The 21,286-nt window shown below is 69.4% G+C and carries 17 protein-coding genes and 3 pseudogenes; 19 read left to right on the top strand and 1 reads right to left on the bottom strand.

Going from position 1 to position 21,286, the window contains the following annotated elements; translation table 11 throughout:
• The 6 genes and pseudogenes from KBI5_RS27520 to KBI5_RS02400 all read left to right on the top strand — a co-directional run.
• Positions 1 to 120, top strand: a pseudogene (locus KBI5_RS27520) (ribonuclease HII); the annotation flags it as partial.
• Entirely contained in the window at positions 117 to 413 is a 297-nt protein-coding gene (locus KBI5_RS02420; RefSeq protein WP_011437963.1) for a DUF2469 domain-containing protein, read from the top strand. The pseudogene KBI5_RS27520 and the gene KBI5_RS02420, both read left to right, overlap by 4 nt.
• A 300-nt stretch (positions 414 to 713) precedes the next feature.
• The gene (locus KBI5_RS02415; RefSeq protein WP_011437962.1) at positions 714 to 1,070 is read left to right on the top strand and encodes a YraN family protein; all 357 of its coding nucleotides are present in this window, start codon (positions 714 to 716) and stop codon (positions 1,068 to 1,070) included.
• Positions 1,070 to 2,605: a YifB family Mg chelatase-like AAA ATPase gene (locus KBI5_RS02410; protein WP_011437961.1), complete on the top strand. Its 1,536-nt coding sequence runs from the start codon at positions 1,070 to 1,072 to the stop codon at positions 2,603 to 2,605. The genes KBI5_RS02415 and KBI5_RS02410 overlap by 1 nt, the downstream gene beginning before the upstream one ends.
• 110 nt (positions 2,606 to 2,715) lie before the next feature.
• Entirely contained in the window at positions 2,716 to 4,056 is a 1,341-nt protein-coding gene (gene dprA / locus KBI5_RS02405) for a DNA-processing protein DprA (RefSeq protein ID WP_011437960.1), read from the top strand.
• An 87-nt stretch (positions 4,057 to 4,143) separates the two neighbouring features.
• Positions 4,144 to 5,229: a tyrosine-type recombinase/integrase gene (locus KBI5_RS02400; RefSeq protein WP_347272462.1), complete on the top strand. Its 1,086-nt coding sequence runs from the start codon at positions 4,144 to 4,146 to the stop codon at positions 5,227 to 5,229.
• A 93-nt stretch (positions 5,230 to 5,322) separates the two neighbouring features.
• Here KBI5_RS02400 and KBI5_RS26810 read toward each other — a convergent pair.
• Positions 5,323 to 6,261, bottom strand: a pseudogene (locus KBI5_RS26810) (peptidoglycan DD-metalloendopeptidase family protein); the annotation flags it as partial.
• Between the two features lie 553 nt (positions 6,262 to 6,814).
• On the opposite strand from KBI5_RS26810, the gene rpsB reads away from it, so the two are divergent.
• The 13 genes and pseudogenes from rpsB to KBI5_RS02330 all read left to right on the top strand — a co-directional run.
• Entirely contained in the window at positions 6,815 to 7,684 is an 870-nt protein-coding gene (gene rpsB / locus KBI5_RS02390; RefSeq protein ID WP_011437957.1) for a 30S ribosomal protein S2, read from the top strand.
• A gap of 265 nt (positions 7,685 to 7,949) precedes the next feature.
• Positions 7,950 to 8,564: a translation elongation factor Ts gene (tsf, locus tag KBI5_RS02385; RefSeq protein ID WP_011437956.1), complete on the top strand. Its 615-nt coding sequence runs from the start codon at positions 7,950 to 7,952 to the stop codon at positions 8,562 to 8,564.
• 276 nt (positions 8,565 to 8,840) lie between these two features.
• On the top strand, positions 8,841 to 9,398 hold the full coding sequence (gene frr, locus KBI5_RS02380; RefSeq protein WP_011437955.1) for a ribosome recycling factor: 558 nt from the start codon (positions 8,841 to 8,843) through the stop codon (positions 9,396 to 9,398).
• 138 nt (positions 9,399 to 9,536) lie between these two features.
• Positions 9,537 to 10,478 (top strand): phosphatidate cytidylyltransferase, encoded by a 942-nt coding sequence (locus KBI5_RS02375; RefSeq protein WP_085014194.1) that lies wholly within the window; start codon positions 9,537 to 9,539, stop codon positions 10,476 to 10,478.
• Positions 10,479 to 10,579: 101 nt separating this feature from the next.
• Positions 10,580 to 11,845, top strand: a complete 1,266-nt coding sequence (gene rlmN / locus KBI5_RS02370; RefSeq protein ID WP_085014193.1) for a 23S rRNA (adenine(2503)-C(2))-methyltransferase RlmN — start codon at positions 10,580 to 10,582, stop codon at positions 11,843 to 11,845.
• Complete coding sequence (locus KBI5_RS02365) at positions 11,826 to 13,154, top strand: PHB depolymerase family esterase (protein WP_241882615.1); 1,329 nt, start codon at positions 11,826 to 11,828, stop codon at positions 13,152 to 13,154. Before rlmN ends, KBI5_RS02365 begins: the two co-directional genes overlap by 20 nt.
• 161 nt (positions 13,155 to 13,315) lie before the next feature.
• On the top strand, positions 13,316 to 14,596 hold the full coding sequence (dxr, locus tag KBI5_RS02360) for a 1-deoxy-D-xylulose-5-phosphate reductoisomerase (RefSeq protein ID WP_198537461.1): 1,281 nt from the start codon (positions 13,316 to 13,318) through the stop codon (positions 14,594 to 14,596).
• A gap of 31 nt (positions 14,597 to 14,627) precedes the next feature.
• Positions 14,628 to 15,812: a site-2 protease family protein gene (locus tag KBI5_RS02355; protein WP_011437950.1), complete on the top strand. Its 1,185-nt coding sequence runs from the start codon at positions 14,628 to 14,630 to the stop codon at positions 15,810 to 15,812.
• 109 nt (positions 15,813 to 15,921) lie between these two features.
• Positions 15,922 to 17,076, top strand: a complete 1,155-nt coding sequence (ispG, locus tag KBI5_RS02350) for a flavodoxin-dependent (E)-4-hydroxy-3-methylbut-2-enyl-diphosphate synthase (RefSeq protein ID WP_085014191.1) — start codon at positions 15,922 to 15,924, stop codon at positions 17,074 to 17,076.
• Between the two features lie 13 nt (positions 17,077 to 17,089).
• Complete coding sequence (locus tag KBI5_RS02345; RefSeq protein ID WP_011437948.1) at positions 17,090 to 17,941, top strand: GNAT family N-acetyltransferase; 852 nt, start codon at positions 17,090 to 17,092, stop codon at positions 17,939 to 17,941.
• Positions 17,942 to 18,199: 258 nt separating this feature from the next.
• Positions 18,200 to 19,273: an ABC transporter substrate-binding protein gene (locus KBI5_RS02340; protein WP_085014190.1), complete on the top strand. Its 1,074-nt coding sequence runs from the start codon at positions 18,200 to 18,202 to the stop codon at positions 19,271 to 19,273.
• Positions 19,274 to 19,430: 157 nt separating this feature from the next.
• Positions 19,431 to 20,228 (top strand): ABC transporter ATP-binding protein, encoded by a 798-nt coding sequence (locus KBI5_RS02335; RefSeq protein ID WP_011437946.1) that lies wholly within the window; start codon positions 19,431 to 19,433, stop codon positions 20,226 to 20,228.
• A pseudogene (locus tag KBI5_RS02330) lies at positions 20,218 to 21,150 on the top strand (ABC transporter permease); the annotation flags it as partial. The gene KBI5_RS02335 and the pseudogene KBI5_RS02330, both read left to right, overlap by 11 nt.
• Between the last annotated feature and the right edge of the window lie 136 nt (positions 21,151 to 21,286).

The raw sequence follows: 21,286 nt of genomic DNA, 5'->3' as shown, positions 1-21,286 counted from the left end.
CATCGGATGTCGTACGTCAACGTGGCTGCGCATGCGGCGACGACGAGGGAAGCACGATCGTTGCGGCTGGAGGACAGGGTGCTTGTGACCAGCCGGCATGGCGTCACGGAGACTGTATGAGCGCGGAAGACCTCGAGAAGTATGAGACCGAGATGGAGCTGCAGCTCTATCGCGAGTACCGCGACGTGGTGGGGCTGTTCTCGTATGTGATCGAAACCGAGCGCCGCTTCTACCTCGCGAACGACTACCAGATCGAGGTCAGGAACAGCACGGACGGCGAGGTCTTCTTCGAGTTGATCTTGCGGGACGCCTGGGTGTGGGACATGTTCCGGCCTGCGCGTTTTGTTAAGAATGTCCGAGTAGTCACCTTTAAAGATATCAACGTCGAGGAGTTGACCAAGGCCGAGCTCTGACGCCGACTCTCGGCGTCACGCTTTCCCGGCCCGGCTGCCTGATCGCCTCGGCATCTTGATCGTCTCGGYGGTATGTTCGGCGGATCGGCACCTCATTCCGGTCGGCTGTCGCCTGGATCGACGGTGCGATTCGACCCGTCACCGAAGTCCGTGATGACCCGCTGAGATGTCCGCCCAGCTCGCTCCTGTGGAGAAACCCTCGTCATCCACATGTCGATCATGTGGATGGCTCTCCGGCCCGCCCACRTCCACGCTGGTCACGACCGGCGGGCACCCGTCCCCCGGCGAACGGGAGCGGCGATGCGGGCAAAGGACGCACTGGGCAGGTTCGGCGAAGATGTCGCCGCCCGCCATCTGGCGGCGGTCGGCGCCGAGATCCTCGACCGTAACTGGCGCTGCCGCGAGGGCGAGCTCGACCTTGTTGTGCAGGACGGTGAGAGCCTGGTGTTCTGCGAGGTCAAGACCCGATCCGGGACGCGTTACGGATCGGCCGCCGAGGCCGTCGTAGGTCGCAAGGCGGCTCGGATCAGACGCCTGGCCGCCCGGTGGCTCGCCGAGCACCCCCACGCCTCGTCATTGGTGCGTTTCGACGTCCTCCTGGTGTCCCGTCCTTCGACGGGTCCGGTTCGTGTCGAGCACATCCGGGGAGCGTTCTGATGGCTCTCGCGCGGGCCCGGGCGGTGGCGGTCGTCGGGGTCGAAGGTCACATCGTCGAGGTGGAGGCGGATCTCGCCGATGGTCTTCCGCGGCTGACTCTCATCGGTCTGCCCGATGCCGCGTTGCATGAGTCGCGGGATCGGATTCGCGCCGCGATCGTGAACTCGGGCCAACGGTGGCCTGATCGGCGCATCACGCTCGGGTTGTTCCCCGCCACCCTCCCGAAATCGGGCAGTGGTTTCGACCTGGCCATGGCGGTGGCGATCCTCACCGCGGCCGGCGTGGTGCCGCGCGCCGCCCTGCTCCGTCGGGTACTCATCGGCGAGTTGGCGCTGGATGGCCGGGTGCGCGGTGTCCGCGGGGTGCTCCCGGCGGTACTTCGGGCGGTGGCTGCCGGTGTCGAACGGGTCGTGGTGCCGGCGGGCAACGCCGCCGAGGCGGCGCTGGTACCGGGCGCGGTGGTGGAGCCCGCTGTCGATCTCATCAGTGTGCTGGCGCTCCTGCGGGGAGAGATCGCCGCCGAGCCCGTGGCGGCCCCCACGACCGAAGCTGCCTCCACCGACGGTCAGGCCGGGGATCTGGCGGACGTGGCGGGGCAGAGCAGGGGCCGGCTGGCCGTCGAGGTCGCGGCGGCCGGTGGCCACCACCTGTTCATGCAGGGGCCGCCCGGCAGTGGCAAGACCATGCTGGCCGACAGACTGCCCGGGTTGCTGCCGAACCTCGGTACCGAGGCCGCTCTCGAGGTGACCGCGGTCCATTCGGTCGCCGGCCTGCTGCCCGCGGACTGCCCGCTCGTCACCCGACCGCCGTATCGCAGCCCGCACCACAGCGCGACCCCGGCGGCACTCGTCGGGGCAGGCTCGACGGTGATCCGGCCCGGGCTGGCCAGTCAGGCGCACCGGGGCATCCTATTTTTGGACGAGGCTCCGGAGTTTACCCGTCAAAGTCTCGATGCGCTACGTCAACCGTTGGAGAGCGGAGAGATCGAGATCGCCCGCGCTCGCGCGACGACCCGGTTTCCCGCCCGCTTTCAGCTGGTTCTGGCGGCGAATCCCTGCCCGTGTTCGAAGGCCCGTGGCCCGCGCGCGGTGGGCTGCGAATGTCCGAGCCTGGTCCGTCGGCGCTATCTGGCCCGTCTGTCCGGGCCGCTCCTGGATCGGATCGACATCCAGGTGGCGTTGAGCGCTCCCAGCCGGGCGGAGCTACGGGCGGACCGTGGCCAGGGTGATTCGTCCGCGGTTGTCGCGGCGCGGGTCGCCGCGGCCCAGGATGCGACCCGGGTCCGACTGGCCGGAACGCCGTGGCGGCTCAACGCGGAGGTGCCGGGGCCGGCGATGCGCCGCCTGTGGCCGCTGCCGGCGAGGGCGACGGCCGTGGCCGAGCGGGCATTCGAAAGAGGCCTGCTCACCGCGCGCGGTCTCGACCGTGTCCTGAGGTTGGCGTGGACCTTCGCCGATCTCGCCGGCCGGGGCACGCCCGGTCCCGAGCAGTTCGGTGCCGCGCTGGATCTGAGATTGCCCGGGTGGTCGGCATGAGCGTGGGAGACCCCCATGGGGACGCTCCTGACCGTGACGTGAACCGTGTCGCCCAGCAGGAAGAAGCCGCAGAAGAAGCCRCATCCGGTGCCGTCTTCAGGGAGTGGGACATGAGCTCGACGACTCCGCCGGATGCCCGGGGGGCGGATCCCGCTTCCGCGCCCGGGAGGGTGGCACCGGGTGACAGCGACTGGTCGGATCCCGAGCGGTTGGCCCGTGTCGCCCTGGCTCGCGTCTTCGGCCCGGAACATCGTCGCGTGGCCGTCGAGGTCAGGCGTCGGGGTGCGTTCGAGGTGTGGAATGCGCTCCGGGCGGCGCATCCGAGTGTCGATCCGGTTCGGGACCTGGACGCGGCATGGCGCGCCGGCGCCCGGCTGGTCTGTCCCCAGGACGCCGAGTGGCCCCTCGAACTGGATGCCCTGGACCGCCTTCGGGACGCGGGGGATGGTTCGATGATCGGCACTCCACTGGCTCTGTGGGTTCGCGGTCCGCTCAACCTGAGCGAGCTCCCACCCCGGGCGGTCACAGTCGTGGGCTGCCGGACCGCGACCAGCTACGGGCTGCATCTCGCCGGAGAGATCGCGTTTGCGATGGCGGAACAGGGATGGGCCGTGGTGTCGGGAGCCGCGTTCGGCATTGACGCAGCGGCACATCGGGGGGCGTTGGCCGCAGCCGGACCGACGGTGGCGGTGCTCGCCGGGGGTGTTGACGTTCCCTACCCGACCGCCCATGTGGAACTGCTGGAGGAGATCGCCCGTACCGGGGCGGTAGTCAGCGAGGTGTCGCCGGGCACGCCGCCGTACCGACGCCGATTCCTCACCCGTAATCGCATCATCGCGGCTCTGTCCCGGGGGACGGTCCTGGTCGAGGCGGGCCACCGTAGCGGCGCGCTGAACACGGTCGCCCACACCCGTCGGCTCGGTCGTCCCGTCATGGTCGTTCCGGGACCGGTGACCAGCGCCATGAGCGCAGGCTGTCACCGGCTGCTCCGGGACTTCCGTGAACAGACGGTTCTGGTCACCGGGGCCGAGGACATCAGGGAGGAAATCGCGAGTATCGGATCGCTCGTACAGCGGCCGGCGAGCGGGAATGGCCCGCGGGACGGATTGTCCGAGGCGGTGCGCGAGCTTCTCGACGCGATGCCGGCCCGCGCTGCCGTCGGGGTGTCCGTGCTGGCGCGCCGCACCGGCCTGCGCCCCGAGGCGGTGCTGGCGATGCTGGGCCCACTCGCGGTGGAGGGGCTGGTCGAGAACGTGGCGGGCGGTTACCGCCTCACGGATCTGGGCCGAGCGCCGTCGAACCCGTCCCATCCCGCAACGTCCGGCAGGAGGTCCGGTACCCAACCGGGTGCCGCCCACGGCGGGGCGGATCGTTCCCCGACGCGCAGTACCGCGGATCCGGGACTCGACGGGGAAAACCCCGACGGCGAAAACCCCGACGGGGAGACCTGAGTCAGCCCGGATGCAATGTCCCCGGGTGCAGTGTCACGGACGCCGCGGCGTCTTGACGAGAACCATCGATGTTGCCACGGTCGTCTCATGGTCCTGCGAGGCGAGAGCGCCGAGGAGCCCGCCGACGGTCGGYTTCTGCCGCGGCAGCGCTCCCGAGCGACGTGTGGATCAGACGCCCGGCCAGTCGAGATCGTCGAGACACCCGAGTCCGACTGGGACACGGCGGTCGCGGGTTTTCTCCGCCACCTCATCGCGGAGCTGGCCCGATCTCCTGAGACCGTGCGTGCCTACGCCGCCGACCTCGCTAACCTGCGCGCTCATGCGGAGCGGATGGGCTGTTCGGTCCTCGCCGACCTCGATCTGGCGCTTTTGCGGAGCTGGCTCGCTTCGATGCGCGCCGCCGGGGCGGCGCCGGCAAGCCTGGCCCGGCGCGCCTCGATGGCCCGGGTCTTCTCTTCCTATGCGGCGCGCCATGGCTTCCTCGACACCGACGTCGCCGCACGGCTCGTGGGTAACCGTACGGTCAGAAGGGTGCCTGAGGTGCTCACCGCCGCGGCCGCGCGTCAGCTCCTTGAGAACCCTTCGCCTGATGTGTCGCCCCCGGGCACGTCGCAGCCGTCCGGGCTGCCGGACTCGACGGCAGACTCCGAGCGGGTCGTACGGCGGGCGGTGGAGCTGCGGGACGCACTCGTTCTCGAGCTTCTGTATGGCAGCGGAATCCGGGTGTCCGAGCTGTGCGGTCTTGACCTGGGGCACATTGATGACGACCGAAGGTTGCTGCGGGTCCTCGGTAAGGGCGGCAAGGAACGCAGCGTGCCGTTCGGTGTGCCGGCGGTGGCCGCCCTACGGTCCTGGAGATCAACGGGACGGCCGCGGCTGATGACCGCTCGTAGCGGGCGTGCGCTGCTCCTCGGCCTGCGCGGAGGTCGCCTCGATCCGCGCACGGTACGGCGGATTCTGACGACGAGGGTGGCGGCCGGTGTCGCTCCGGCCGGCCTGACTCCGCATGGTCTGCGGCATTCGGCGGCGACGCACATGCTGGAAGGCGGGGCCGATCTGCGCTCCRTCCAGGAATTTCTCGGCCATGCGAGTCTCGCGACCACGCAGATCTACACCCATGTGACACCGGAACGGTTGCGCGCGGCCTTCGAGCAGGCTCACCCCCGAGCCTGAGACAAGGCCGGGGGACCCAGGGGAGCGATCTGCTGGGAGGAGGGGCAGGAGGCGGGGCGGAGTTCTGCGGAAGAACAGCAGGGGATCGAGGTAGTCTATCCCGCGCAGAAGCCCCCAGTGCAGGCATGCGGCCACCGGACAGCCTGGATGGCCATCGCTCATCCAGCCGAGCAGGTCTCCGGCTCGGACCGCGGTTCCGGGGCTGATCGCCGGCGTCAGTGGTTCGTAGGTCGTGCGGAGGTCGCCATGCGTGACGGTGACGATGCCGCGGTTCGCCACGGACCCGGCGAAACTCACCACCCCGTCGGCCGCGGCGAGAACCGGGGCGGCCGGAGAGGCCTTGAGGTCGACTCCGCGATGACCGGGTCCGTAGGGCGAAGGCGGGCGTTTGAAACCGCGGCTCACYGTGACGGCCCCCGACAACGGCCATCGCAGAGCCCGGACCCCGCCGCCGTGGGCCGGCGGTGCCGCGGAGTTCTCCGGTCCGACGTCGCCGGGTGGCGGGTCCGGGTGCTCGTCCCCTTCTCCGCCGCCCAGCGGGCCAGCGGCCGGCGGGGTCACGGCCGGCCGCGTTCGTTCCCCGGCCCGGCGGGCCGCCGGCCGGAGGGATCGTGGGGCGGAGGGAGGCCGGACGGCGGGAGTCGCCGGTCGTCGAGGTGACGAGGTCGCCTTCGGCGCGGGGGCCGGGGGCGAGGGGGCCGGATGTGCCGCCGGCGTTGACCGCGCCGTGGACGGAGCAGGTGTCGTCGAGGGTTCCGCCGACGTGCCGGGGGTGAGCCTGAGAGGAGGTGGGCCCGCGGTCCTCACCACAGCCCGAACCTGGCTGACCCCCAGAGCCTGCTCGATGACGTCGTGGCGGGGCTCGGTACGGAATCCGTCACCGGGGCCGAGCCCACCGGCGGAGTCGGTCGCACCGGACGGGGCAGACCGCCCAGGCTCGGACAAGGACTCGGGCAAGGCGGTGGTGCTCCGTTGCGGATCACGTGCCGCCAGGACGAGGCGTGGCCCGTCGGCGTGTGGCTTGATCGGCATCGTGACGGGCCGTCCCAGGGCGATCAGGATGGCGACCGCCGGGATGACGAGCCAGAGCGGGTCGAAGCGTGGCAAAGGGGGCATGACGGTGACACCTCCGGGTCCGGGGGAGGCGCGGCGGCCGGATCCGGTCCAGGTCCGCTCGTCCGGCCGCCGCTGTGCCGGTCCGAAGGGGGAGCGGACCGGCCTCGTCCACGGTGCGGCGTTTTGACGCCGTTGGGTAGACCGGCYGTGTGATCTGTGGATAACTCCCGCCGCGTGCTGTCGATGCCCGCGCTCTGTGGACATCGCCGGCCGGTCCGTTGATCCGATCCGATGTGGTAGTCCGATGGATCCTCGTGCCCGGCGGGTATCATCGATCGCAGGGCCCGTCCACCGGGCCCAGTTCGCACGCCCACTGTCGATGATCCGGATCTGATCATCGGAAGGGTCTCCTCGGTCCRCCGCACAGYGGCGGCCACGACCAATCGGGCGTCAGGGGCTGCCGTCGTCAGATGGCGCCGTCACAACCGAGGCGTCCCGGCCCAGGCCGGGCGGGAAGGAGCGACGTCCGATGGCCGTCGTCACCATGAAGCAGCTGCTGGAGAGCGGTGTGCACTTCGGGCACCAGACCAAGCGCTGGAATCCGAAGATGAAGCGGTACATCTTCACCGAACGTAACGGCATTTACATCATCGACCTGCAGCAGACACTGTCCTACATCGACCGCGCCTACGACTTCGTCAAGGAGACCGTGGCGCACGGTGGGACGGTCCTGTTCATCGGGACGAAGAAGCAGGCCCAGGAGGCAATCGAGGAACACGCGGCCCGGGTCGGAATGCCGTACGTCAAGGAGCGGTGGCTCGGTGGCATGTTGACCAACTTCTCCACGGTCTACAAGCGTCTTCAGCGGCTCAAGGAGCTCGAGGAGATCGAGGTGACCGGTGGTACCGAGGTGCGCACGAAGAAGGAGCAGCTCGTGCTGACCCGGGAGAAGGTCAAGCTGGAGCGCACCCTCGGCGGTATCCGCGACATGAGCCGGGTGCCGAGCGCGGTGTGGGTCGTCGACACCAAGAAGGAGCACATCGCCGTCGGTGAGGCCCGCAAGCTCGGCATTCCCGTCGTGGCGATTCTCGACACGAACTGCGACCCGGACGAGGTCGACTACCCGATCCCCGGCAACGACGACGCGATCCGCAGCGCTGCCCTGCTCACCCGGGTGGTCGCCGATGCGGTCGCGGACGGTCTGATGGCCCGTGCGGGCGCCTCGAGCTCTGCCGATGCCAAGCCCGAGCAGTCCGCGGGTGAGGAGCCGCTCGCCGAGTGGGAGCAGGCCCTGCTGCGTGGTGAGGCACCTGCCGAGGCCCCGGGTGCGGTGGAGCCGGCGACGGCGGAGCCCGCGGACGGGACACGGCCGGACGCCGCGGTCGGCACCGCGGTCTGACCCGCTACCGCGTCTCATTCGCCTGCGGTGGTGGCGATCGACCAACGGTGACATTGTGTGAGGATGACGGTGGTTCCCCGAGTCGGGTCGGGGACCACCGCTCCCGAATGTCAGGCCTGGTTCCGGTGGTCGGACCCGTGCACCGGATCGGGCGCGCAGCCAGGGCCGCTCGGGCGGGCGCTCCCGCGGCGCCCGGCGGGCACCGCGGGACCGGGGCCGATAGAACTACGACAGCATCCAGACCCACACCGACGAGAAGAGCACCATGGCAGAGATTTCAGTCGCTGACATCCGGAAGCTCCGGGAGCTCACCGGCGCTGGGATGAGCGACGTCAAGAAGGCGTTGGTCGACAACGCCGGGGACTTCGAGAAGGCGAAGTCCTGGCTGCGGGAGAAGGGCAAGGCGCAGGTCGCCAAGCGTGCGGCACGCAGCGCCGCCAACGGCCTGGTCGAGTCCTATCTGCATCGGACCGACCCGCAGCTCCCGCCCACCCTCGGCGTGCTCGTCGAGCTTCGCTGCGAGACGGACTTCGTGGCCAAGACCGAGGACTTCAAGCAACTCGCCCGCGATCTCGCGCAGCACATCGCCGCGGCGGACCCGCTGTACGTCACCGCCGAGCAGATCCCGAACGAGGTCCTCGAGGCGGAGCGAAAGATCTACGAGGCCGCGGCCCGCGAGGAGGGCAAGCCCGAGCAGGCGATCGCGAAGATCGTTGAAGGGCGCGTCAACGGGTATGTGAAGAGCAGCGTGCTGCTTGACCAGCCATGGGTGAAGGACGGCAAGGTGACCATCCGAGCTCTGCTCGACCAGGCCGGCGCGTCGCTGGGTGAGAAGATCGAGGTCGGTCGGTTCTCCCGGTTCAACATCCGCCAGGCCTGAGCGTCGTCGGACCGCCGGCTCCCTGTCGGGTGGCCGGCGGCCGTCGGCTCCGAGGCTTCTCGGTGGGTGCGGTGTCGGCCCAGGTCGGCGGGGACGTCGTGGTAGGGCACACTGCAGGCGGCGGCTGTGCGATCATCGGTCAGGCGAATCCGGGACCGGGCGGGACGGCTTCGCCCCTGGGACGACGAACTCGGCTGCGCTCGGCCGAACCGCGGWGATGACAGGACCGGCGCCCGGTGGACGCCGGCGGACCAGGAACAGACGGAAGGAAATGCGGTGATCGACGACACGCTTCTCGAGGCCGAGGAGAAGATGGAGAAGGCGGTCTCGGTCGCCAGGGAGGACTTCGCGAACATCCGCACGGGGCGTATCACTCCCGCGGTCTTCTCCAAGATCCTGGTGGACTACTACGGCGCTCCGACACCGGTGCAGCAGCTCGCGTCGTTCCACATCCCGGAGCCACGTATGGTGATCATCACGCCTTACGACAAGTCGTCCCTGGGGGCGATCGAGAAGGCCGTGCGTGATTCCGATCTCGGGGTCAACCCGAGCAATGACGGCACCATCATCCGGTGTGTTTTTCCGGAGCTGTCCGAGCAACGGCGTCGCGATCTTGTCAAGGTGGCTCGGACCAAGGCCGAGGAAGCCCGGGTGAGTATCCGCAACGTCCGACGTCACGCCAAGGACACGATCGATCGGATCGTGCGGGACGGCGATGCCGGCGAGGACGAGGGCCGGCGGGGTGAGAAGGATCTCGACGAGGCAACCCACCGATACGTCGGACAGGTGGATGAACTTCTTCGGCTCAAGGAATCGGATCTTCTCTCGGTTTGATCACTCCCGCGTCCGTTCTCGATACCGGCCGCTCGCTCCGATGTTCGGTTCCCATGGTCTCGGAATCGCCTGGACGGTCCCCGGATCCGCGCATGACGCATACGCGATGYGGCGGTCGCTGCCCACGGCCGGGCAGCCATGACGACTGTCGACGGCCGCGCGGTGGCTGAGTCCGGGCCGTCCGGGTCATCCGCGCCGCCGGGATCCTCGCCGCCGGGATCCTCGCCTGGGTCCGGTAATCACGGCCGGCCCGCCGGGACGGCGTCCCGGCCCTCACGTGCCGGCCGCAATCTGCCGGCCGCCATCGGTGTCGGCATCCTTCTCGGTGCCGTCATCCTCGTTCCGCTGTTCACCCTGCGGGTGATCTTTGTCGGGGTGATCAGTGCCGCGATGGCCCTGGGCACCCACGAGGTGGTCYGCGCGATCCGACTGACGCAGGTACGGGTTCCCCTRCTTCCCCTGGTTGCCGGGGCGGCGGCCATGCCGGTCGTCGCGTACGCCGACGGGACCACCGGCCTGCTGCTGACTCTCGCCGGCACCATCGGCGTGGCGGCGCTGGTCCGTGCTTTCGGGCCGTCCACGGGTCTGCTCCGCGACGTCGCCGGCGCCGCGTTCGTGGCCGGCTACATCGGCTTTCCGGCAGGCTTCGCCGCGCTGCTCACCGAACCCTCCGATGGTCGCTGGCGAGTCGTCGCCTTTCTGGGAACGGTGGTGGCCAGCGACGTCGGTGGTTACACGGCCGGTGTCCTCTCCGGCGGTCGGCACAAGATGGCCCCCACCGTCTCCCCGGGGAAGTCGTGGGAGGGATTCGCCGGTTCGGCGGTGACCTGTGTGATCGTCGCCGGGATCGTGCTGGCCTGGCCGCTGGAGGCCGAGGCCTGGCAGGGCGTTCTGCTCGGGCTGGCGGTCGCGTGTACCGCGACGATCGGCGACCTGGGTGAGTCTCTGCTCAAGCGCGACATCGGCATCAAGGACATGAGCAGCCTGCTGCCCGGCCATGGTGGCCTGATGGACCGTCTGGACTCGTTGTTGTGCACCGCCCCGGTCGCCTGGCTTCTGATCACTTCCTTCCTGAACTGATCGAAACCGGGTCCAGTCGACCGGTCTCGCCTCTCGTAGGCCCCTTCGGACAGATCAGTGCATTCGTCTCGGTCGCGGTCACCTGGCAGACTGGATCCGCGATGACTGCCACGACCGCCGAATCCGGACGTCCGGACCAGCCCCCGACCGCCGAGGCGGGCCGGCCCGTGCGGCTGACACTCACCCGGCGAGCGGGCCGAGCGCCGCGTCACCTCGCCGACCTGACCCGGCAGGAACGGCGTGACGTCGCGGTGTCGCTGGGGCAGCCGGCCTTCCGCGCCGATCAGGTGGCCCGGCACTACTATGCGCGGTTGATCGCCGCCGATGAGCCCGAGGCGATGACCGACCTGCCGGAGCGGGACCGCCAGCCGCTCCTCGACGCCCTGCTGCCGAGGCTGCTCGTCCCGGTGCGGACGCTGAGCTGCGACGACGGTCTGACCCGCAAGACGGCATGGCGGACCGTGGACGGCGCTTCTCTCGAGTCTGTGATCATGAGATATCCGGATCGCGCGACGGTCTGTGTGTCGAGCCAGGCGGGCTGCGGCATGGGCTGCCCGTTCTGTGCCACCGGTCAGGGGGGGCTGACCCGCAACCTGTCGACCGCGGAGATCGTCGAACAGGTCGTGCACGCCGCCCRGGTTCTCCGGCGCCGTGAGCTCRCGGGCGGCGAGACCAGGTTGTCGAACGTGGTCTTCATGGGGATGGGCGAGCCGCTGGCGAACTATGCCGCGGTGATCGCCGCGCTACGCCGCCTCACCGCTCACCCCCCCGACGGCCTGGGCCTGTCGGCTCGCGGCCTGACGGTCAGCACCGTCGGCCTCGTTCCGGCGATTCGTCGTCTGGCCGGAGAGGGCCTGCCGGTGACTCTGGCGGTGTCCCTGCACGCCCCGGACGACGTTCTACGGAACGAACTCGTCCCCATCAACACCCGTTGGCCGGTGGTCGAGGTGCTCGCGGCCGCCTGGGAGTACGCCGAGATGACCGGCAGACGGGTAAGCGTCGAGTACGCGCTGATCGACGGGGTCAACGATGACGTGGGACGCGCCGACGCCCTCGCGGACCTGCTCGTCGGCCGGCTCGCGCATGTGAACCTCATTCCGTTGAATCCGACCGGTGGATCCTCGTGGCGCGCCAGCGCCCCGGCCGGCCAGCGCGCGTTCGTCCGCCGGCTCCGTGACCGCGGCATCGTGACGACGGTGCGCGACACCCGGGGCCGGGAGATCGCGGCAGCCTGCGGACAGCTCGCGGCCGAGCCGGCCGGGAAGCCGGAGCGGAGGGACCGGCCGGAGCAGGTCGGATCCGACCGTCTCGTCGAGTTCGGTGCCGTGGGGAGCACGACGCCTGACGGTGACCGTGTCCTTCGGTAGTCCGACGAGTCGACGCCGGGGGGCCTCCCGGCCGGGTATCCGGGCGACGAACACCGTATGGCTGCCGATCACGGCCGCCGCCGGAGTGTTGCTGCTGCTCCTGTGGTACGCGATGTCCCAGGAGCCGGGGCCGGCGAAGACCTCGGCGACCCAGGCCGCTCTCGGAGCATCCGGCGGTCGTGCCGCCGGTGCCGCCGTGGCGTCGGCCATACCGTTGCCCACGGTCCCACCACCCCCCGAGAGCGGCTGCGTCACCGGGAAGACCCTGCCGTCCGGGATCGGTACCCGCACGCTGCGGGTGGGAGGAAYCGAGCGCGGCTACGTCCTCGCCGTACCGACCGCGGGTCCACGGGCCAGGCCACTACCACTGATCTTAAATTTCCATGATCTGAATCAGACGCCGGAAGATCTGGAAGCRTACACGCGGCTCGCCGATCAGGGGACGAAGGCGGGCTTCGTGGTCGCCGCCCCGATCGGGACGCAGATGCGGTGGAACTTCACCAGATCGAAGGCGGTGGGACCCGACGACGTACTCTTCGTCGGCGCGCTGCTCAACGACCTTGTCGGTCAGATGTGCCTGGACGCGGGACGCGTCTTCGCCGTGGGCTACGGTGACGGCGCGAACATGGTGCTCACGCTGGCCTGCGCGCTGCCGGGCCGTCTTGCGGCGGCGGTGACCGTCGGGTCGAGCGTGCTGCCCGGCTCCTGCGCCAAGCCCGCCACCAACGTCCTGGAGATCCATGGGACCTCGGACCAGATCGCACCGTATGCCGGCGGAGGTGCTCCGCGACCGGCCCCCTTCACCGGGGTCGTCGCGCAGCCCGTGGAAGACCGGCTCGCCCGGTACGCCTCCGCTCTGGGCTGCGGCGGAGCCCGCCAGACCTCCCGGGACACGGCCGCCTGGCAGCGCACCGTGTGGAGCGGCTGCCCAGCCGGCCACGATGTCGGACTGTTAGCCATGCAGGGCGCGGGGCACACCTGGCCGGGGGCGCAGGCACGCCCGGCGCTGGGTCCGACCTCCGTCAGCCTGAGTGCCACCATTGTGGCGTTGACCTATTTCGGTTACACGCCTACGCCCGCGACAAGTGGCCTGCCCGCTCCCGCCGTCTCCGCCGGTCCCGCCGGCCCGGGCGTCGCCACCAGTCCGACTCCCGCGGCACCGTCGGCTGAATCCTCCGGACCCGCCGCATCCTCCGGACCTGCCACCACGCCCGCGTCGCCCGCCGCCCCGGATGCCGCCCCCCGTGCCGAACCGTCCGGGCAGCCGGCAGCCGGCGCCACACCTTCTTCCTCACCCGGCCGGGGATGAGTAGACGTCGGAGCCGTCGTCGACGTGACCGACCGGGCCGACGTGCCACCCCGATCGGGGTGGCCGATCGGGGTGGGCGGCGACCGCAAAGTCCTGCCCACCAGACCTGACGAAACGTAGTTGTCACTGGACCCATTGCGCATCTTCGGGTGGCACCTGTCATGAACCGAACAGGGCGGCGTCGAGCGGTCGGTGGGCCTGAGAGAATAGGTGACGTGGTGGAGGCTTCGATCCTGCGTGAGGTTGTCCTGCTCGGGTCCACCGGTTCGATCGGAACCCAGGCAATAGATGTCGTACGCCGCAACCCGCAGCGGTTCCGGGTGGTGGCGTTGATGGGCGGCGGGTCCCGGGTGGACCTGCTCGCCGCTCAGGCACTGGACCTCGGCGTCCAGGCCGTGGGAGTGGCGGCGGCCTCGGCCGCTCAGGACCTCCAGCTGGYCTTCTTCGCCGAGGCGTCGCGGCGTGGCTACCGTCGGGGTGAGTTCCCCGTGCCAAAGATTCTCGCCGGTCCCGACGCCGCGAGCGAGATCGCGGCGTGGCCATGCGACATCGTCCTCAACGGCATCACCGGCTCGGTCGGGTTGGCCCCGACGCTCGCGGCGCTGGCCGCCGGCCGGACTGTGGCGTTGGCGAACAAGGAATCGTTGGTCGCCGGGGGGCCGTTGGTGCTCGACGCGCTCGGTGGCGACCCCGACCGCCTGGTGCCGGTGGATTCCGAGCACTCCGCACTGGCGCAGTGCCTGCGTGGCGGGCGGCGGGACGAGGTACGCAAACTGGTGTTGACCGCCAGCGGAGGTCCCTTCCGCGGGCGCCGCCGCGACGAGCTTGCCGCCGTTACCCCGGAGCAGGCGTTGGCCCATCCCACCTGGGACATGGGACCCCTGGTGACGATCAACTCGGCGACCCTGATGAACAAGGGGCTTGAGCTGATCGAGGCGCACCTGTTCTTCGGGGTTCCCTACGACGACATCGAGGTCGTCGTGCACCCCCAGTCGTTGGTGCACTCGATGGTCGAGTTCACCGACGGCTCGACGATCGCTCAGGTCTCCCCACCGGACATGCGACTGCCCATCGCGCTGGCGCTCGGCTGGCCGGACCGGGTGGCGCAGGCACAGCCGCCGATGGACTGGTCGCGGGCGCAGGCGCTTACCTTCGAACCGCTGGACGAGGTGGCGTTCCCGGCGGTGGAGCTCGCGCGCACAGCCGGGCGGCGCGGCGGCACCGCCCCCGCGGTCTTCAACGCCGCGAACGAGGAGGCGGTGGCGGCCTTCCTCGCCGGGCGGCTGCCCTTCATCCGTATCGTCGACCTGGTGGCCGAGGTCATCGCCGAGCACGAAGTGATCGATCATCCCACGGTGGAGGAGGTGTTCGCCACCGAACGAGCCGCGCGGGCGGCGGCAGGGCGGCTGATCCGGCGCGAGACCGAACGGGACACGGTATGAGCCGCCCCCCCGGCGCCGAGGGGGCGGTCTGATGGAGCTTCTCGGCATTGCGGCGTTCGCACTGGCCCTGCTGGTGTCGGTCGTCGCGCACGAGGCCGGGCATTTCGTGACGGCCCGGCACTACGGCATGAAGGCCTCCAAGTTCTTCGTCGGTTTCGGGCCGACCATCTGGTCCCGGCGGCGGGGGGAGACCGAGTACGGTGTCAAGGCCATTCCGGCCGGCGGTTTCGTCAAGATCGAGGGGATGACTCCGCTCGAGGAGATCGATCCGGCCGATGAACCCCGCGCCTTCCACAATGCGCGGGCGCGGGCCCGGCTCGTGGTCATGTCGGCCGGTTCCTTCGTGCATTTCGTCATCGCCATCGTGCTGGTCTACGGAGTGCTCGTTGTCCTGGGCACGACCACGATCAGCGAGTCGAGGGTCGGCGCGACGAGTTGCATCGCCACGACCGCGACTTGTTCCGGACCGGGGCCGGCCGCGGCGGCCGGTCTGCGGCCGGGTGACCGGATCGTCAGCTTCGGCGGAGTTCCGGTCACGACCTGGACGCAGTTCACCCGGCAGGTGCGTGCGCACGGAGCGGGGCCTGCGGTGATGGTCGTCGAACGGGACGGCCGCACCCTCACTCTCACGCCGAACCTGGTGGAGGTCCGGCGCGATCGGGAGACCGGGCAGGCGGGCGACGACCGGGTCGGCGCCTTGGGCGTCAAACCGGGAACCGAGACAGTGCACTACAACCCGATCGAAGCGGTGCCCCGCACCTTCGATGTCATCGGGTCCGGGTTCACCGGCATGTACGAAACGCTGACCCGCCGGATCGGTGATATCGGTAATATCTTCAGCGACAACCGCGACCCCCAGGGTTTCATCAGCGTGGTGGGAGCGGCGCGTATCGGCGGTGACGTGGTCTCGGCCGAGGGCAGTTCGGCCGTGGACCGGGTGCGGAACCTTCTCATTCTRGTCGCCGCGATCAATCTCGCGGTCGGAATTTTTAACCTGTTGCCCCTACTCCCGTTGGACGGCGGTCATATTGCCGTGCTGGGCTTCGAGCAGGCCCGGCACGGTCTACGCAGGCTCCGGGGTTATCGCGGTCCGGTGCAGAAGGTGGATTTCGCCAAACTGTTACCAGCCACGTACGCCACGGTCGTCGTATTGCTCGGGTTCAGTCTGCTTGTCCTGTCCGCCGACATCGTCAATCCCATTCGCCTGAATCAGTAATTTCGTATGAACATGCGCGACGGTGTGCCATTCTGCCCTGCCTCCTGCAGCCGACAGGCCGAGTCAGTCGCACGTCGATCTTCGTCTCCGATTCGCCAGTGAGGACAACGTGACCGTAACTCTGGGCATGCCAACCGCTCCGGCCCGTCCGCTCGGCACGCGGCGGCACAGCCGGCAGATMCACGTGGGCAACGTCCTGGTCGGGGGTGACGCTCCGGTCTCCGTTCAGTCGATGTGCACCACGTTGACGTCGGACGTCAACGCCACGCTGCAGYAGATCGCACAGCTGACAGCGTCGGGATGCCAGATCGTCCGGGTCGCGGTGCCAAGCCAGGACGACGCCGACGCCCTCGCCGCGATCGCCCGCAAGTCCCCGATCCCGGTGATTGCCGATATCCACTTCCAGCCCAAGTACGTCTTCGCCGCGATCGACGCGGGCTGCGCCGCGGTCCGGGTCAACCCCGGCAACATCAAGGCTTTTGACGACAAGGTCGGGGAGATTGCTCGCGCGGCGAAGGCCGCCGGCGTTCCGATCCGGATCGGGGTCAACGCGGGTTCACTCGACAAGCGGCTGTTGGCGAAGTACGGCAAGGCCACGCCGGAGGCGCTGACGGAGTCGGCCTTGTGGGAATGCTCGCTGTTCGAGGAGCACGACTTCCGTGACATCAAGATCTCGGTGAAGCACCACGACCCGGTCGTCATGATCCAGGCGTACCGGCTGCTCGCCCAGGCCTGCGACTACCCGCTGCACCTCGGTGTCACCGAGGCCGGACCGTCCTTCCAGGGCACGGTCAAGTCCGCGGTCGCCTTCGGGGCCCTGCTCGCCGAGGGAATCGGTGACACGATCAGGGTGTCGCTGTCGGCACCGCCGGTCGAGGAGGTGAAGGTCGGCACCGCGATCCTGGAGTCCCTGGGACTTCGGCAGCGTAAGCTCGAAATCGTATCCTGCCCTTCCTGCGGTCGGGCTCAGGTCRATGTCTACACCCTTGCCAATCAGGTCAGCGCCGGTCTCGAGGGCATGGAGGTCCCGTTGCGCGTCGCCGTCATGGGCTGCGTCGTGAACGGGCCGGGCGAGGCCAGGGAGGCCGATCTCGGCGTCGCATCCGGGAACGGCAAGGGTCAGATCTTCGTCCGAGGTGAGGTCGTGAAGACCGTTCCGGAGGCGCAGATCGTGGAAACCCTCATTGAGGAAGCCATGCGGCTGGCCGAGGAGATGGCGGCGGACGGCACCCCGTCCGGCGAACCCTCGGTTTCCGTGGGTTAACCGGTTCGACCGGATGGGCCTACCTCTGCGGTCCGCGCCGACCCGTCTGCTTGACGACAGGGATCTTCCGGCCGTCCGCGAGCTCTTGGCCCGCAACCCGGTCGCCGATGTGTTCGTCGCATCTCGGGTCGAGGCGGCGGGGCTCGACCCGTGGCGTCTCGGCGCCGAGATGTGGGGGCACACCGTGGACGGCCGCCTGGTCGCCCTGTGTTATTCCGGCGCCAACCTCTGGCCCGTGGCGGCGGGCCCCACCTCGGCGAGACTGTTCGCCGAGCGGGCCCGCCGGCAGGGACGGCGCTGCTCGTCCATCGTCGGCGTCTCCTCCTCGGTGACGGCGATGTGGAAGCATCTGGAGCCGACCTGGGGGCGGGCCCGAGAGGTACGGGCCGACCAGCCCCTGCTGGTGATCGACCGCCCGCCGCGGGTCGCCCCCGATCCGGCGGTGCGTCCGGTGCGCCCGGACGAGCTGGACGTCATCCTGCCGGCCTGCATCGCCATGTTTACCGAGGAGATCGGGGTGTCCCCGGTGCTCGCCGACGGCGGCGCCCTTTACCGCGCCCGCGTCGCCGAGTTTGTCGGTCAGCGGCGTTCCTTCGCCCACATCGCCGACGGCCGGGTGCTGTTCAAGGCCGAGATCGGCGCCGTCGCGGGCGACGTCTGCCAGATCCAGGGCGTCTGGGTCGACCCGGCGCTGCGTGGGCGCGGCCTCGGCGCCGCGGGAACCGCGAGCGTGGTCGCGCTGGCGCGGGCCGCCTTCGCCCCGCGGGTCAGCCTGTACGTCAACGACTTCAACCATGCCGCCCGCCGAGTCTACGACCGGGTGGGCTTTCAGCGGGTCGGGACCTTCGCGTCGATCCTGTTCTGAGGTCGATCCTGTTCTGAGGTCGATCCCGGTCTGAGAGCGTCCCGGACCCGCTCCTATGGTGTCCGGGGCCTCTGCGCTCCAGCGAAAAAAATGTCTGTTTTGTCGGATATRTGCTCCTGTCTGGTCAAAGATATTGCAGATCGATGTCATCGTGATGAAGCCACCTGGCCAGGATGGGCACCATCTGGCATGCTTACCATCCCGATGACTTCGATCGACTTGCATGGCGCGGGTGTCAGCCCGCGTGAGGGGGTATCTATGAGGCCGAGCAGACTGTGGCGTGCAGCGACGCCACTCATCGCCGCGGGGGCGCTTGTACTGGMGGTGGTGGGCTGCTCGAGTGACGACGGGGACTCCCAGACGGTCGCCTCGAACGRCCAGATCACCGGCACCCTACGGCTCGGGTACTTCCCGAACCTCACCCACGCGCCAGCTCTCTACGGCGCCGAGAAGGGGATCTTCGCCAAGGACCTCGGCTCTGGAGTCACGCTCAAGACATCGACCTTCAACTCCGGCGTGCAGGAGGYGGAGGCGATTCTGTCCGGCGCCATCGATGCCGGTTATATCGGTCCCAACCCGGCGGTCAACAGCTTCATCAAGTCGCACGGGGAGGCGGTGCGGATCGTCTCCGGCGCTACCTCGGGTGGTGCGTCGCTGGTGGTCAAGCCTGAGATCRCCTCCGTCGCGCAGCTCAAGGGCACCACGCTCGCCACCCCGAGCCTGGGCAACACCCAGGACGTGGCGCTGCGGTACTTCCTCAAGAAGAACGGGCTGAAGACCGACACCCAGGGTGGGGGTGATGTCTCCATCAAGCCCCAGGACAACACCGTGACGGTGGACGCCTTCGCCAACAGGGCCATCGACGGGGCCTGGGTGCCCGAGCCGACGGCCTCCCGGCTCGTCGCAGCGGGGGGCAAGGTGCTCGTCGACGAGGCCGACGAGTGGCCGGAGACCAAGGGCCAGTTCGTCACGACGGTGCTTCTGGTGAGCACGGACTATCTGAAGAAGAACCCGGAGATCGTCCGCCGGCTCATCACGGCGAATGTGGAATCGATCAACGCGCTCAACGCCGACCGTGACGCCGGCGCGAAGGTCACCAACACGGCGCTGGGCAAGCTGAGCGGCAAGCCGCTGTCCGACAAGATCCTCACCTTGGCCTGGAAGGGGCTGACCTTCACTCCGGACCCGATCGCGGCGTCCCTGTTCACCTCGGCAAAGCACCAGGAGGAGCTCGGCCTCATCAAGAACCCGAAGCTCGACGGTCTGTTCGATCTGACGGTCCTCAACGAGATCCTCGCCAAGCAGGGCAAACCGACGGTCGCCGACTCCTGACCCGCGGCACCCGGCGGTAGCCGGGCCGGCTGAACCTCGGTCCGAGACCACAGGGCGACGACCAGGCCGGGGTGTCGATCATCGATGCCCCGGCCTGGTCCGTCCGTCCATCCGTCCATGCACACCGGCCGCATACACCGCGACGGGGGAATGAACCATGACCGCTGTACTCGCCGACACCGCTGTACTCGCCGACACCGCTGTACCCGCCGACACCGCGCTGCGCATCCACCGCGTCAGTCGGGTCTTCGGATCCGGGCCCGCCAGCGTCAAGGCGCTCGACGACGTCTCCCTGGACGTCCGGGCGGGCGAGTTCGTCTGTCTCCTCGGCGCGTCCGGCTGTGGGAAATCGACCCTGCTCGGCTTGGTCGCCGGTCTCGACCAGCCGTCTGTGGGCGTCGTCGACACCACCGGCCGGCGGGTTGGGATGATGTTCCAGGACTCGGCGTTGCTGCCCTGGCTGACCGCGGGCGGCAACGTCGAGGTGCCGCTGCGGCTGCGGGGGATCGGCAAGGCCGAGCGGCGGGACCGGGTCGAGAGTCTGCTCGCGATGGTCCGGCTCGCCGGTATGTCCGCGAAGCGCCCCCATGAGCTGTCCGGCGGCATGCGCCAGCGGGTGAGCCTGGCCCGGGCCTTCGCGCAGGAGGCCGACATCCTGTGCATGGATGAGCCGTTCGGTGCGCTCGACGCGATGACCCGCGATCTGCTCCACGACGAACTTGAACGGATCTGGCGGGAGACGGGGGTCACCGTCATCTTCGTCACCCACGATGTGCGTGAGGCGGTCCGGCTCGGTGACCGCATCGTGCTGCTGTCCTCCCGGCCTGGCCGGGTCGCGGAGATCTTCGACGTCGACCTCGACCGCCCCCGCCGGATCGACTCCACCCACGTCTCGGAGCTCGCCACCAAGGTGACCGCGCGGCTACGCGAGGAGGTCGGCCGCCATGGCCACTGACGTCAGCGTCTCCAGCGATAAGAGTGTCCTGCTCGGCGAGGCGGGTAAGTCCTTCGACGTCGACACGGCCCTCGCCGGCCTCGACGCGCTGGACATCCCGACCGCGCAACGGCGGCCGTTCGCGGTCCGCGTCTGGGCGGCCAGCTGGCCGAAGCTCGGCGCTCTGCTCCTGTTCCTGCTGCTCTGGCAGATCGTCGTCTGGAGTGGCTGGAAGCCCAGCTATGTGTTGCCCGGCCCGGGCGAGGCACTGGGCGAGTTCGTCGACCAGCTGGGCAGCGGACACTTCTGGGACGCCCTCGCCCGCACCCTGGTCCGGGCCCTGGAGGGATACGCTCTCGCCGTGCTCATCGGCACCGTGGTCGGGATCGCGGTGTCCCGCTTCGGAGTCCTGCGTACCGCGGTGGGATCGTTCATCACCGCGGTGCAGACGATGCCCTCGATCGTCTGGTTCCCGCTCGCCGTCCTGCTGTTCAAGCTCAGCGAGTCCGCAATCATGTTCGTGGTGGTGCTCGGGGCGGCGCCCTCGGTGGCCAACGGCGTCATCTACGGCGTGGACTACGTGCCGCCTCTGCTGGTCCAGGTCGGCCGCAGCATGGGCGCGCGTAGCCTGTCCCTCTACCGGTACGTCGTGGTACCGGCGGCCCTGCCCTCGGTGCTCGCGGGCCTGAAGCAGGGCTGGGCGTTCGCTTGGCGCAGCCTGATGGCCGGCGAATTGCTGGTCATCGTTCCGGGGCATCCGTCCGTCGGAGCTGACCTGCAGAATGCCCGCGAACTACTCGACACGGTCGGGGTACTGGCCTCGATGATCACGATTTTCGTGATCGGGGTGCTCATCGACGCCGGGTTCAACGCGGCGGACCAGCGGATGCGGCAGCGCCGTGGGCTGGTTGCGGAGGGTACGACGGCGGTCCGGGCAGCTCGGCGTCGCCGGAGCGGCAGCGCCGACGGGTCCGCCGCGGCCGCCACCACGGCCACCTCCTCCGCCGGAGGCGGCACGGACGCCCCCCGTCCCGAGAGGGCTGGCTGRGGAAGTCCCGATTCCCCGGCCGGCAGGTTCG

The organism is Frankia sp. KB5 (assembly GCF_002099325.1).
Lineage (GTDB): Bacteria > Actinomycetota > Actinomycetes > Frankiales > Frankiaceae > Frankia > Frankia casuarinae.
Note: the sequence above shows the minus strand (reverse complement) of the source record. Positions and strands in the feature narration are given on the sequence as shown.